The organism is Bradyrhizobium canariense (assembly GCF_900105125.1).
GTDB lineage: Bacteria > Pseudomonadota > Alphaproteobacteria > Rhizobiales > Xanthobacteraceae > Bradyrhizobium > Bradyrhizobium canariense_A.
Map to the genome: position 1 here is coordinate 4,717,976 of NZ_LT629750.1, position 12,968 is coordinate 4,730,943.

Below are 12,968 nucleotides of genomic sequence, written 5' to 3' on the forward strand. Positions count from 1 at the left end.
ACTAGGCATCAGTGGATTTATAAATAGGTGATCCCATGCTCGATCTCGAACTGCTGCGCAGCTTCGTCTCGGTGGTCGATGCCGGCGGCTTTACCCGCGCCGGCGAGCGCGTTCACCGCACCCAGTCGACCGTCAGTCAGCAGATCAAGCGTCTGGAAGATGATGTCGGCCAGCCGCTGCTGAATCGCACCGGCAAGGACGTGACGCCGACGGAGGCCGGCGAGCGGCTATTGTCCTATGCGCGGCGGCTGTTGTCGCTGGCCGAGGAGGCCCGCGACGTGCTGGCGCGGCCCGGCAATGAAGGCGCCGTGCGGCTCGGCATCCCCGAGGATTTTGCCGCCTACCGGCTGACCAAACTGCTCGCGGCGTTTTCGCGTTCGCATCCCGGCCTGCGGCTCGACGTGCGCGCCGATCAGAGCGTGTATCTGCGGCGCGATCTCGAGCGCGGCGAACTCAATCTGGCGTTGCTCAAGCGCCCCGCCGGGGAAAAGGACGGCATCGCGGTGTGGCCCGAACGCGTGCACTGGGTCACCAGCAAGGCGCATCCGATCGATGCCAAGGTTGCTTCCGTGCCTTTGATCGGCTTTCCCGCCGGCTGCCTGTACCGGACGCGTGCGATTCATGCGATCGAAAGCGCCGGGCGCACCTGGCACATGGCCTATACCAGTTCGAGCCTGTCCGGCATCCAGGCCGCGGTCGCCGCGGGACTGGGCCTGAGCATCCTTTCCGAGATGGCTATTCAGGCTGACCATCGCGTGCTGACGGCAAAGGACGGTTTCGCACCGATCGACAAGACCGAAGTGGCGCTGGTCGCCGCACCGGAAGCGAGCCCCGCGACGCTGCGGCTCGCCGATTGTCTGGCCGAATTCTGCAACGATGTGCAGGCCAAGGCGGCGTAGCTTGCAACAGAAACGATAGGCTCCCTCTCCCACCGGGAGAGGGTTGGGCTGAGGGGTTACGGTCTATCGATCGAGCAGAACCCCTCACCCGGATCGCTCACGCGATCCGACCTCTCCCTCTGGGAGAGGTGAAACTCCGCTCAATAACAGCCCGTAGGGTGGGCAAAGGCGCACTTGCGCCGTGCCCACCATCTATCGACAACGGCATCCTGAACGGTGGGCACGCTAACGCTTTGCCCACCCTACGACGCTGTTCAAGCGGAGAGCCGGCTCGCTATTGAAAGCTCAATAGCAGCGCGCCGCAGCGATGGTGTGCAGCCTGACGTCGCCGAGCACGTGGGCCATAAAACCCGGCGTTCCAAATATCTTTGCAAAGGCCGCGTCGCGAATGCTCAGGCCCCCGGCATAGGCGCCGAATGCCGGCATCACCGCGCGCTCACCGTCGCAGGCAAAACAGCGCCGCTCCATCGAGCGTCCGCGGGTAGAGACCCGCGCCTTCGGATGCAGATGACCGGCGATTTCGCCGCTGGCGCCGGTCGGCTCATGGCGAAATGCGATTCCGCCGATCGCCACTTCGCTCGCGACCACGCCGCCGAGATCGGACGGCAGCGCGGGATCGTGATTGCCCGAAATCCAGATCCAGTCGCGCCGCAGCTGGAGCGCCGCGATGGCCTCGCGATCCGGCGCGGACAGCCGCTCATGGGCGCTGCGGTCATGAAAGCTGTCGCCGAGCGCGATCACCATGCGTGGATCGTGCCGCGCAACCACCGCCGAAAGGCGACTGAGCGTGGCCACCGTATCATAAGGCGGCAGCAACACGCCGCGGGCGGCGAAGCTGGAGCCTTTTTCCAGATGCAGGTCGGAGACCACGAGCAGGCGCTGCTCTTCCCAGAACAGCGCGCCGGAGAGATCGGCGATCAGCGTTACGCCGGCAACATCAACGGTGGAAATGCGCGCGGCGGAGAGCTTTTCTTGCTGAATTTGCGCGCGTGCTGTCACAGTCTATCCTGTCGCCTCCTTGACGAGTTCATCGGCGGCTTCCGCCAGCAACTCGTCGGATGCTTCGCCATAAACCGACTCGCGGCCGATTTCCAGCATCACCGGCACCGCGAGCGGCGAAACATGTTCGAGTTCCCGATGGGTGATTCTCCCTTGAATGCGGGCCAGCATATCACCAAGCCGTCGAAGATCGAGCAGCCCGGTCGCGGCATCGGCCCGCGCCGCGCGCAGCAGCACGTGATCGGCCTGATGCTTGCGCAGCACGTCATAGATCAGGTCGGTCGAGAACAGCACCTGACGGCGGCTTTTTTCCTCGCCGGTAAAGCGCCGCGCGATCAGGCCGGAAATCACCGCGCAGGTGCGAAAGGTGCGCTTCATCAGCGCGGATTCCGCGAGCCAGGCTTCGAGATCATCGCCCAGCATGTCCGGATCGAACAGCGCATTGAGGTCGAGCTTGCCCTGGCGGATCATGAACGACATGTCGCCCAGCCCCCACACCGCCAGCGCATATTCATTGGCGACGAAACCGAGCGGCCGCACCCGCGCCCGTTCCATCCGCCGCGTCAGCAGCATGCCCAGCGTCTGATGCGCCAACCGCCCCTCGAAGGGATAGCAGACGAGGTAATGCTTGTTGCCGCGCGGAAAGGTCTCCACCAGCAGCTCGCGGACGCCGGGCACGCGCGAAAAATCCTTTTGCAGCGACAGCCAGTCGCGCACCTGATCCGGCAAGCCGCCCCAGGCGCGCTTGTCGTCCAGCAATTTACGGACGCGTTCGGCCAGATAGGTCGAGAGCGGAAACTTGCCGCCCATATAGGACGGCACTTTGGCATCCTTGTCGTTGGCGCGCGACACGTAGACCTGATCCTCGGCCAGCGCTTCGTAACGCACCACCTCCCCGCCAAAGACAAACGTGTCGCCGATCACCAGACCTTCGATGAAGGCCTCCTCGATCTCGCCGAGCATCCGCCCGCCGCGGCCCAGCGCGCCGGTTGATCCCGAGCCCCCGCCGCGCGAGCGCACCAGTCGCACCTTCAACATGGTGTCTTCGACGATGGTGCCGACATTGAGCCGGTAGCTTTGCCGCACCCGCGGATTGGCGACGCGCCAGCGCGAGTCTGGATTATTTGCCTTGTCCTGCTTGATGCGGGCGAAGCGTTCATAGGTCTTCAGCGCGTAGCCGCCGGTCGCGACGAAATCGACCACGTCGTCGAAATCGCTTCGCGTCAGGCCCGAATAGGGCGCGGCCGTCAGCACCTCGCTGTAGAGTTCGTCTGACAGAAACGGCTCGCCGCAGGCGCAACCGAGCACGTGCTGCGCCAGCACATCCAGCGCGCCGATTCGCAACGGCGGAGTGTCCTGCGCATTTTCGGCGATCGCATCGATCGCGACCCGGCACTCCAGCACCTCGAAGCGATTGGCCGGCACCAATACCGCGCGCGAGGCTTCGTCGATCCGGTGATTGGCGCGGCCGATCCGCTGCATCAGCCGCGACGAACCTTTCGGCGCGCCGATATTGATGACGAGATCGACATCGCCCCAGTCGACACCGAGATCGAGCGACGAGGTGCAGACCACGCCGCGAAGTTTTCCTGCCGCCATCGCATCCTCGACCTTGCGGCGCTGCGCGACATCGAGCGAACCGTGATGCAACGCGATGGCGAGGCCATCATCGTTCATGCGCCACAGGTCCTGAAACAGCATTTCGGCCTGGCTGCGGGTATTGACGAACACCAGCGTGGTCTTGTTGCGCTTGATCAGATTATAGATTTCGCCGAGCGCATGACGCGCGGTGTGGCCGGCCCATGGCAGCCGCTCGCGGGTGTCGAGCATCTCGACAACGGGCGCCGCCGCACCGCCGGCGACGACGATGTCGGCCGCTTCGCTGTGGCCGTCGCGTTGCGGCACCAGGAACCGCGCCAGCGATTCCGGCTCGGCGACGGTCGCCGACAGGCCGATCGCTGTCATTTCCGGCGCCAGCCGCCATAGCCGTGCGAGGCCAAGCGACAGCAGATCGCCGCGCTTCGAGGTCACCAGCGCATGCAATTCGTCGAGCACGATGCGCTTGAGCGAGGAAAACAGAAACGGCGCGTCGTCGGACGACAGCAACAGCGCCAGTTGCTCGGGCGTGGTGAGCAGGATGTCCGGCGGATAGCGCCGCTGGCGCTGCCGCCGCGACACCGGGGTGTCGCCGGTGCGGGTCTCGACCTTGATCGACAGCCCCATCTCGGCGATTGGCGCCTCCAGGTTGCGCGCGATGTCGACCGCGAGTGCCTTCAGCGGCGAAATATAGAGGGTGTGGAGGCCACGGCTGCGCTGCACGCCGCGGCCGGTGGAGATGACGCTGCCTGCGCCACGTCCCTGGACGGGAGCCGAGAGCTCGACCAATGACGATAAAAAACCCGCCAGCGTCTTGCCGGCGCCGGTGGGCGCGATCAGCAGCGCGGAACGGTCGTCGCGCGCTTTTGCGAGCAGCGCCAGCTGATGATCGCGCGGCGACCAGCCGCGCGCGGCGAACCATTGGCGAAAACGGTCCGGCAGCAGCGCGGCCGTCCCGGCCGAAGGTGCGGTCAAAGTAAGGGCTGGCACGCTCCAAGAGGTAAGTCCTGAAGGCCGTTTCGTCGAGGGAGGCGGCAGATCAATCGACCCGCCTGTGGCTGAAGATCAGCCCCTGGTGGCGACGACGACGAGGCCGGGCGCCGGCACATTGTCCTCATTGCGAGCGGACAAATCCTCGCACTGCGACAGTCTGAGACCGGCAGCCTCGATCGAGGCCCGGACGTAAGACGCACTGTGCGCATAGCGCAATCCGCCGCCGATGATGACATCCTCGCCGCCATGCGTCTCGACCGTGAATGCCAATAAGCCACCGGCAACAAGCACGCGCCCGGCTTCAGCCAGCACCGGCATGAGATCGGCGACATAGACCATGGCATCGGCGGCCAAAATCAAATCGGCACTGCCATCGGGCTTGCTGCGCAAACCCTGAACCATGTCGGCAACCTCCAACTCGGCGTAAAGGCCGGTGGCGCGCGCCCGCTCGATCATGCGCGGCGACAAATCGATGCCGATGAAATGATCGACCTCTTTGGCGAACGCGGTGGCCGCGAGACCCGTGCCGCAACCGAGGTCGATCGCGCGCTTGAAGAAGGCGGGCTTGCGGACGGCCGAGCGAACCGACAGCACCGCCTTGAACAACAACGCCGGGCCGCGGTAGCCGAGGTCGTCGACCAGCGCCGCCTCGAACCGTGGCGCATATTGATCGAACAACGCCTGCACATAGGCCTGCGGCATGTCGGACAATTGCTCAGCGCCGAGCCGCATCAAACGCAGGCTTGCGCCATGACGGTCCTCGGGATCGGCGACATGCGCCCGACGAAACGCGGCGATCGCCTCATCGCGCTGGCCGAGCTGTTCGCGGATTTCGCCGAGCGTGAACCAGGCCGATGCGAAATTCGGCGCCAGCTCGGCTGCCTGCGCGAATAGATCGGCGGCGGCAACCAGATCGCCTTTCAATTGCAGATCGCGGGCAAATTCGAAGCGGCGGTCGGCGACGAGATCGCCGGAAGACAGGAACAGTCGCGCGGGCATTGGCTTTATGTTCGACTCGGAGTTCACCCCTCCCCGCCGGGGAGAGGTCGGTGGGACGCGAAGCGCCGCACCGGGTGAGGGCTGGGATCTCTCGATGAAGCAAGACCCCCTCACCCGCCACACCTTCGCTACGCTTCGGCGCGGCGACCTCTCCCCGGTGGGGGCAGGTATAAATCGCCGCGACACCGCCTATATAGCCAATATGCGCCCGCAAGACATCCTGATGCCGGTTGCTGCCGGGCTGTGCTGCAAGCCTGGCGGCTTTCACATCGATCCGGTGCGGCCGGTCGAACGTGCCGTCATTACGCACGGCCATTCCGACCACGCCCGATCGGGTCACGGCGCGGTACTGGCGACGCAGGAAACCCTCGACATGATGCGGCTGCGCTATGGCGACAATTTCGCCAGCAGCACGCAAGCCATCGCCTATGGCGAGGAGATCCGGCTCGGCGACGTCACCGTCAAATTCCATCCCGCCGGTCACGTGCTGGGCTCGGCGCAGATCGCGGTCTCCTGCAAGGACACCTGCGTTGTCGCGTCCGGCGATTACAAGGATGCGCCCGATCCGACCTGTACGCCGTTCGAAGTGGTGCCCTGCGACGTCTTCATCACCGAGGCAACCTTCGGCCTGCCGGTGTTTCGCCACGGCGACGCGGCTGACGAAGTAAAGAAGCTGCTGGCGTCGGTGGCGCTGTTTCCCGAGCGCGCGCATCTGGTCGGCGCCTATTCGCTCGGCAAAGCCCAGCGCGTGATCGCGCTGCTTCGCACGGCGGGTTACGACGCGCCGATCTACCTGCACGGCGCGATGGAGAAGATCACGCGCTATTACGAGAGCCACGGCGTGGCGCTCGGCGATCTGCGCCCGGTCAAGGGCATGAAGAAGGCCGATCTTGCCGGCACCATCACGCTGGCGCCGCCCTCGGCCACCTCGGACATCTGGACGCGGCGGTTTCCCGATCCGGTCACGGCCTTTGCCTCGGGCTGGATGCGGGTGCGCGCCCGCGCCCGGCAGCGTGGCGTCGAACTGCCGCTGGTGATTTCCGATCATGCCGACTGGGACGGATTGACCGCAACGATCGACGCCACCGGCGCCGGTGAAGTCTGGGTGACCCATGGCCAGGAAGATGCGCTGGTGCATTGGTGCAAGACCCGCGGCCTCGCCGCGCGTCCGCTCGATCTCGTCGGCTATGGCGACGAGGAGGAAAGCGAAACGCTGCCCGCCGGTGAGGACGCCGAGGCATGAACCGCTTCGCCGAACTGCTCGATCGCCTCGCCTACGAGCCCGGCCGCAACAACAAGCTGCGGCTGATTACAAATTATTTCCGCGAGGTCGAAGATCCCGATCGCGGCTACGCGCTGGCAGCGCTCACCGGCGCGCTGTCGTTCAAGCACGCCAAGCCCGGACTGATCCGCGACCTGATCGCGGCACGTACCGATCCCGTATTGTTCGCGCTCTCCTATGATTATGTCGGCGATCTCTCGGAGACGGTTGCGCTGATGTGGCCGAAGCCGGAGGTCAATCACGACAAGCCTTTTCCGGGCTACCCCCCTCCCCAACCCTCCCCCGCAAGGGGGGAGGGAGCTGGACCGAGTCCTGAGCAATCAGTTCGTAAAAAATCAACAGCCGACGCGGCAACGATTCGCTCCGTTCCCTCCCCCCTTGCGGGGGAGGGTCAGGGAGGGGGATACCATGCGGGCAGTGCCAACAACGGCCTGCACCCGCAAAACCTCCACAACAATCCCCCGCCCCCAACGCTCACCGACGTCGTCACCACGCTTCGCACCCTCGGCAAGACCGAGCTGCCCAAACAGCTCGCGCGCTGGCTCGACGAGCTCGACGAGACCGGCCGCTGGGCGCTGTTGAAACTCGTCACCGGAGCGATGCGGATCGGCATCTCGGCGCGGCTGGCGAAAACCGCGGCCGCAGCCCTCGGCGACAAGGATCCGCACGACATCGAGCTGATGTGGCCCGGGCTCGCGCCACCCTATCTCGATCTGTTTGCATGGCTGGAGGGTCGCGCGGAAAAGCCGATCAATCGCGATCCGGCACCGTTCCGTCCGGTGATGCTGGCGCATGCGATAGAGGACACGGATTTCGCCAATCTCGACGCTTCCGACTATGTCGCGGAATGGAAATGGGACGGCATTCGCGTGCAGGCGGTCAGCGGCCGCGACGAGCGCGGCCACATGCTGGCACGGCTTTATTCGCGCAGCGGCGAAGACATCACCAAAAGCTTTCCCGATCTGTTACCGTCGCTGCATCTATCAGGTGCAGTCGATGGCGAATTATTGGTGCTGCGCGACGGCCGGGTGCAGACCTTCAACGTCTTGCAGCAGCGCCTGAACCGCAAAGTGGTATCGCCGAAACTGATCAAGGATTATCCGATCCATCTGCGCGCCTACGATTTGCTCAGCGACGGCGATACCGATCTGCGCGAACTGCCCTTTGCCGAGCGCCGCGCGCGGCTTGAGGCCTTCGTCACGAAGCTCGACGACGCGAAGGTCGATCTCTCGCCCACGATTCCCTTCGATAGCTGGGACGCGCTGAAATCCGCGCGCGCCGATCCCGCCAGCGCGGGCGCGGACGAAGATGCCGAGGCGGTTGAGGGCGTGATGCTGAAGCGCCGCGACGCGCCCTATCTGCCGGGCCGCCCGAAAGGCCAATGGTGGAAGTGGAAACGCGACCCGCACATCATCGATGCCGTGCTGATGTACGCCCAGCGCGGCCACGGCAAGCGCTCGTCCTATTATTCCGACTATACGTTCGGGGTTTGGACATCGGGCGAGGATGGCGAACAGCTGGTGCCGGTCGGCAAGGCCTATTTCGGCTTTACGGACGAGGAGCTGCTGCAGATCGACCGCTTCGTCCGCCGCAACACCACCGAGAAATTCGGCCCCGTCCGGCATGTGGTGCACGAGCCGGATCAGGGACTGGTCCTGGAAGTTGCGTTTGAGGGACTGGCGCGCTCGCCACGGCACAAATCCGGGGTGGCGATGCGGTTTCCGCGCATCAGCCGGCTGCGCTGGGACAAGCCGCCACGCGAGGCCGACCGGCTGGAGACGCTGGAGCGGATGCTGAAAGCGGATCTGGCGATTGCGGCCGCGGCGACAGTCAGCGGGCATTGACGGCGACAAACAGGTTCCCCATCTGCCTTCTGCCACAAGCTTTGATTTGACGCGTTTTCTTCACGCGAACCGGTATCCACTTCGCTGGAAAACGCTATAGGATGGCGGTTGAATCCGCGCAGGAGATCATCGATGCCCAATGACACCAGGGAATTGCCGGCGGCCAATGACGGGATCTACCGCTTTTTCGGCGGTTCGCCGCTCGCCGTGGCATTTCGGCTGATCCTGATGTCGATCCTGGTCGGCGTGGTGCTTGCCGCGATCGGTTTCGACCCCTGGAATATCGTCAACAGCATCCGCCTGCTGTTTCGGCGGATATGGGATCTGGGCTTTGATGCGATCAACGGGCTATGGCGCTACTTCCTGCTCGGCGCCGTAATCGTGATTCCGCTCTGGCTGCTCTCGCGGCTGTTCGGCGCGCCGCGCGCCCGATAATTTGTGAGGCAGTAGCAGCCGATGCAATTGCGATTTATCGGCTGCGGCGACGCGTTCGGTTCCGGCGGCCGCAACAATACCTGCTTTCACGTCACCGGCGATCGCGTCAATTTCCTGATCGATTGCGGCGCATCCTCGCTGCCCGCGCTGAAACGGCACGATATCTCGCGCGATGAGATCGATCTGGTTTTGATCACGCATTTTCATGGTGATCATTTCGCGGGCCTGCCTTTCCTGCTGCTTGACGCCCAATTCAGCCGCCGCACCCGTCCGCTCGTCATCGCAGGACCGGAAGGGATCGAGACGAAGCTGCCGCAGGTGATGGAAGCGCTGTTCGAGAATTCATCCCGGACAAAGCAGAAATTCGATCTGTCGGTCGTCACATTGCGGCCGGAGGAAACGCGCGAGTTTGGCGCTGTGAAGGTCACGCCCTATCCGGTCGTCCACGGCGACTCCGGCGGTCCATTTCTCGCCTATCGTATCGAGGCCGAGGGGCGCGTCATCGCCTACAGCGCCGACACCGAATGGACGGAGACGCTGATACCCTTGGCGCGCGAGGCCGATCTGTTCATCGCGGAAGCTTATTATTACGACAGGATCGTGAAAAACCATCTCAGCCTGGCAACGCTTGAGTCGCATCTCGCCGAGATCAGGCCGAAGCGGCTGATTCTCACCCATATGAGCGACGACATGCTGAGGCGGCTGGATTCCCTGTCCTACACGGCCGCAAGCGACGGTATGGTCGTCGAACTCTGAACATGATGAAATGAGGTCGAGCTGTAGCGACGACAAAGTGTGCTCCCTCTCCCGTCGGGAGAAGGTTAGGCCGAGGGGGCACGGTCTATCGTTAGTCCAGCGCCCCCTCACCCGATTTGCTGCGCAAATCGACCTCTCCCCGCCGGGGAGAGGTGAATCGAACCCACCGACAGACCTATTCAATCAAAAACCATTTCGCTGGGGGCTTTGAACAGCGTGGAATTACGCCCCTTGCGCCCTGCTTCCAAAGTCACGACCGCGCAGGTTTTCACCATCGCCGGTCCTGCCATGGTTGCAAACCTGACGACACCGCTGATCGGCATCGTCTCGACCACGGCGATCGGGCGGCTGGGCGACGCCACCTTGCTCGGCGGCGTGGCGATGGCGTCGGTGCTGTTCGATTGCATGTTCTGGCTGTTTGCCTTCCTGCGCATGAGCACGGTTGCCTTCACGGCGCAGTCGCTTGGATCGGGTGAAATGCAGGAAGTGCGGGCGATCCTGGTGCGCGGTTTTATCGTTGCCGCCTTGATCGGCGCGGGTCTGATCGCGCTTCAAATACCGCTTGCGGCCATCTTGTTCGGCGCCATGGGCGGCAGCGCAGGCGTTACGCGCGCCGCCAAGACCTACTTCACCATCCGGATCTGGTCCGCGCCGCTGGCGCTGGCCAATTACGTCGTGCTGGGCTGGCTGATCGGACAGGCCCGCGCCACGCTGGCGCTGAGCGTGCAGATTGCCATCAACGTCATCAATATGGTTGCGACGATGCTGCTCGTGCTGGTGTTCGACACGGGGATTGCCGGTGCGGCGATCGCCGCCGTCATCGCGGAAGCGACCGGCCTCGTGATCGGCGTTCTGATCGCACGGCGTCTTTCGCTTGGGCGATTGGCGGTGCCGCGCGCCACGCTGCTCGATCGCGCCAAGCTGATGCGCATGCTCGCGGTCAACCGCGATATCATGATCCGCACCGCCGCGCTGATATCGGCGTTCCTGTTCTTCACCGCGCAAGGCGCACGCGCCGGCGACGTGACCCTTGCCGCCAATGCCGTGCTCAACAACTTCCTGCTGATCAGCGCCTTCTTCCTCGATGGCCTCGCCAACGCGGCCGAGCAGCTTTGCGGCCGAGCCTATGGCGCGCGCGACCGAGTTGGATTTTCGAGCGCGACGCGGCTCGTCATCTTCTGGGGATTTGCGTTTGCGCTGGGAGTGACCGCGGTATTCGCGCTGTTCGGTCCGACATTGATCAATATCATGACCGCCAGTGAAGACGTCCGCCATGGTGCGCGCCTCTATTTGACGTTCGCGATCCTTGCCCCGCTGCTTGGTGTTTTCGCCTTCGCCTTTGACGGCGTTTATATCGGCGCAACCTGGGCGCGCGACATGCGCAATCTGATGGTGCTGTCGCTCGTGATCTTTCTCACTGCGTGGTTCGCGCTGCGCTCGTTCGGTAATGCCGGGCTGTGGGGCGCGTTGTTGGTGCACTATGCCGCGCGCGGCGGCCTGGAAGCGTTGCGCTATCCGGCGCTTTTCAGAGCCACTTTCCGGTAGTTTTTTGTTTGAGCGTGATCTCTTCCGAAAACCGGTCGCCACTTTTCGGGATCACGCTGTCCATTATACCGGCCAATCCTCGGCCGTGATTGTCGCCGCATCCGCGCCGACGATCTCGGACAGGGAATCCCGCCCGGTGCGCAGCAAGGTCGACGACAGATCGTTCTTGATGTCTTCGACGAGGCCAAGGCCCTTGTAGATCAGCGACGAATAAAGCTGGATCAGGCTGGCGCCGGCGCGGATCTTCGTCAGCGCGGCGCCACCGGTATCGATGCCGCCGACGCCAATCAATGGAAACGCGCCCTCGGCCCGCACATAGGTTTCCGCCACCATCCGCGTCGACAGCCGAAACAGCGGCCGTCCCGATAATCCACCCTGCTCTGCGGCGCGGGCCTGCTCGCGCAAGGTCGAGGGCCGCGCCAGCGTGGTGTTCGCCACGATCATGCCGTCGACGCGGCGCGAACGCGCGACATGAACGACATCGTCGAGTTCGGCCAGGCTCAAATCCGGCGCGATCTTGAGCAGCACCGGCGAATCGCCGGCCTTCTCCCGCACGCGTTCGCGCGCATCGATCACCCTCGCCAGGAGATCGTCGAGCGCCGCCGCCTGCTGCAGATTGCGCAAGCCCGGCGTATTCGGCGACGACACGTTGACGGTGAAATAGCTTGCGACCGGCGCGAAGGTCTCGATCAGTTTCACATAATCGGCGGCGCGGTCTGCGGCATCCTTGTTGGCGCCGACATTGACACCGACGATGCCGCCGAGATGCGCGCGACCGGCGAGCCGCCGCAGCACCGCTTCGGCGCCGTCATTGTTGAAGCCCATGCGGTTGATCACGGCCTCGTCGCGCTCCAGGCGAAACAGCCGCGGCCGCGGATTGCCGGCTTGCGGCTTCGGCGTCACCGAGCCGATCTCGACAAACCCGAAACCCAGCCGCAGCAGCGCATCGGGCACCTCAGCGCTTTTATCAAAGCCGGCCGCCATGCCGATCGGATTGGGAAAATTCAATCCAAAAGCCCGCACCGCCAGTTTCGGGTCGTCCGGCCGCAGCCGCACCGGCGGCAGCAGCCGCAGGCCCTGGATCGCCAGACGATGCGCGTCTTCCGGATCGAACCAGCGCAACAGCGGCAACGAGAAGGTATCGAAGGCGCGGATCACGGCGCTAGCTCCGGAATGTCGTGAGATCCATCGGACCTTGTGGGCATATCGAGCACGACGGTGACCGCACCAAGACCGAGCTCGCCGTAGAGATGCGGAAACAACTCGTCATTGCGCGAGCGCTCCCACCGCAGCGCGTCTCCCAGCGCATCGGCATCGACCTGGATCAGCAGCAGCCCGGTCTGGCCGAAGAAATGCTTTCTGGCCGTCCCCGCGACCTGCGATGCCGCAGAGAAATGGATGAAGCCGTCACGCATATCGTCGGCGCTGCCGCGGTACATCCCTTGCAGCTCGGCCTCGCGCCAGGCCGAAGCGGGACAGATTTTGTAGATCCTGCGCACTTGCCGAGCGTCCTGTTTCTCGTTGAGTCTCTTGGCATTTTCCGGGAATTCCGAACCCGTCGCGACCGTATCGGCGGCGTTGCCTTAACTCAAGCGTCGCGTTCAGGCTCTTGCGCCTAAG

11 protein-coding genes are annotated in these 12,968 nt (G+C 64.1%); 6 read left to right on the forward strand and 5 right to left on the reverse strand.

Features of this window, described 5'->3' with window-relative positions:
- The first annotated feature begins 35 nt into the window (after positions 1-35).
- On the forward strand, positions 36-899 hold the full coding sequence (locus tag BLV09_RS22460; RefSeq protein WP_146688938.1) for a LysR family transcriptional regulator: 864 nt from the start codon (positions 36-38) through the stop codon (positions 897-899).
- Between the two features lie 285 nt (positions 900-1,184).
- On the opposite strand, the gene pdeM is transcribed toward BLV09_RS22460, so the two are convergent.
- From pdeM to BLV09_RS22475, 3 genes are all read right to left on the reverse strand, one after another.
- Positions 1,185-1,880: a ligase-associated DNA damage response endonuclease PdeM gene (pdeM, locus tag BLV09_RS22465; RefSeq protein WP_146691244.1), complete on the reverse strand. Its 696-nt coding sequence runs from the start codon at positions 1,878-1,880 to the stop codon at positions 1,185-1,187.
- A gap of 21 nt (positions 1,881-1,901) precedes the next feature.
- Positions 1,902-4,469 carry a ligase-associated DNA damage response DEXH box helicase gene (locus BLV09_RS22470; RefSeq protein WP_146688939.1) on the reverse strand — a complete coding sequence of 856 codons (2,568 nt, stop codon included), beginning with the start codon at positions 4,467-4,469 and terminating at the stop codon, positions 1,902-1,904.
- Positions 4,470-4,559: 90 nt separating this feature from the next.
- Positions 4,560-5,486 carry a class I SAM-dependent DNA methyltransferase gene (locus tag BLV09_RS22475; protein ID WP_146688940.1) on the reverse strand — a complete coding sequence of 309 codons (927 nt, stop codon included), beginning with the start codon at positions 5,484-5,486 and terminating at the stop codon, positions 4,560-4,562.
- Between the two features lie 202 nt (positions 5,487-5,688).
- Here BLV09_RS22475 and BLV09_RS22480 point away from each other — a divergent pair, with 202 nt between their 5' ends.
- The 5 genes from BLV09_RS22480 (at position 5,689) to BLV09_RS22500 (ending at position 11,348) form a co-directional block, all read left to right on the forward strand.
- Positions 5,689-6,729 (forward strand): ligase-associated DNA damage response exonuclease, encoded by a 1,041-nt coding sequence (locus BLV09_RS22480; RefSeq protein WP_146691245.1) that lies wholly within the window; start codon positions 5,689-5,691, stop codon positions 6,727-6,729.
- On the forward strand, positions 6,726-8,612 hold the full coding sequence (locus BLV09_RS22485; RefSeq protein ID WP_146688941.1) for an ATP-dependent DNA ligase: 1,887 nt from the start codon (positions 6,726-6,728) through the stop codon (positions 8,610-8,612). Before BLV09_RS22480 ends, BLV09_RS22485 begins: the two co-directional genes overlap by 4 nt.
- A 132-nt stretch (positions 8,613-8,744) precedes the next feature.
- Complete coding sequence (locus tag BLV09_RS22490; RefSeq protein ID WP_146688942.1) at positions 8,745-9,047, forward strand: DUF6460 domain-containing protein; 303 nt, start codon at positions 8,745-8,747, stop codon at positions 9,045-9,047.
- Positions 9,048-9,068: 21 nt separating this feature from the next.
- Entirely contained in the window at positions 9,069-9,803 is a 735-nt protein-coding gene (locus BLV09_RS22495) for an MBL fold metallo-hydrolase (protein ID WP_146688943.1), read from the forward strand.
- A gap of 288 nt (positions 9,804-10,091) precedes the next feature.
- A complete protein-coding gene (locus BLV09_RS22500) occupies positions 10,092-11,348 on the forward strand; it encodes an MATE family efflux transporter (protein ID WP_146691246.1) in 1,257 nt (418 codons plus the stop codon).
- Positions 11,349-11,411: 63 nt separating this feature from the next.
- Here the strand turns inward: BLV09_RS22500 and BLV09_RS22505 are convergent, their stop codons facing one another.
- Both BLV09_RS22505 and BLV09_RS22510 read right to left on the reverse strand, forming a co-directional pair.
- Positions 11,412-12,506: a quinone-dependent dihydroorotate dehydrogenase gene (locus BLV09_RS22505; protein WP_100384521.1), complete on the reverse strand. Its 1,095-nt coding sequence runs from the start codon at positions 12,504-12,506 to the stop codon at positions 11,412-11,414.
- The gene (locus BLV09_RS22510; RefSeq protein ID WP_146688944.1) at positions 12,503-12,847 is read right to left on the reverse strand and encodes a DUF952 domain-containing protein; all 345 of its coding nucleotides are present in this window, start codon (positions 12,845-12,847) and stop codon (positions 12,503-12,505) included. The genes BLV09_RS22505 and BLV09_RS22510 overlap by 4 nt, the downstream gene beginning before the upstream one ends.
- Positions 12,848-12,968 lie beyond the last annotated feature (121 nt).

Coding starts and splice junctions, on each gene's coding strand:
- BLV09_RS22460 (WP_146688938.1), top strand. CDS start 36: ATGCTCGATCTCGAACTGCTGCGCAGCTTCGTCTCGGTGGTCGATGCC.
- BLV09_RS22475 (WP_146688940.1), bottom strand. CDS start 5,486: ATGCCCGCGCGACTGTTCCTGTCTTCCGGCGATCTCGTCGCCGACCGC.
- BLV09_RS22480 (WP_146691245.1), top strand. CDS start 5,689: ATGCGCCCGCAAGACATCCTGATGCCGGTTGCTGCCGGGCTGTGCTGC.
- BLV09_RS22485 (WP_146688941.1), top strand. CDS start 6,726: ATGAACCGCTTCGCCGAACTGCTCGATCGCCTCGCCTACGAGCCCGGC.
- BLV09_RS22490 (WP_146688942.1), top strand. CDS start 8,745: ATGCCCAATGACACCAGGGAATTGCCGGCGGCCAATGACGGGATCTAC.
- BLV09_RS22495 (WP_146688943.1), top strand. CDS start 9,069: ATGCAATTGCGATTTATCGGCTGCGGCGACGCGTTCGGTTCCGGCGGC.
- BLV09_RS22500 (WP_146691246.1), top strand. CDS start 10,092: ATGGTTGCAAACCTGACGACACCGCTGATCGGCATCGTCTCGACCACG.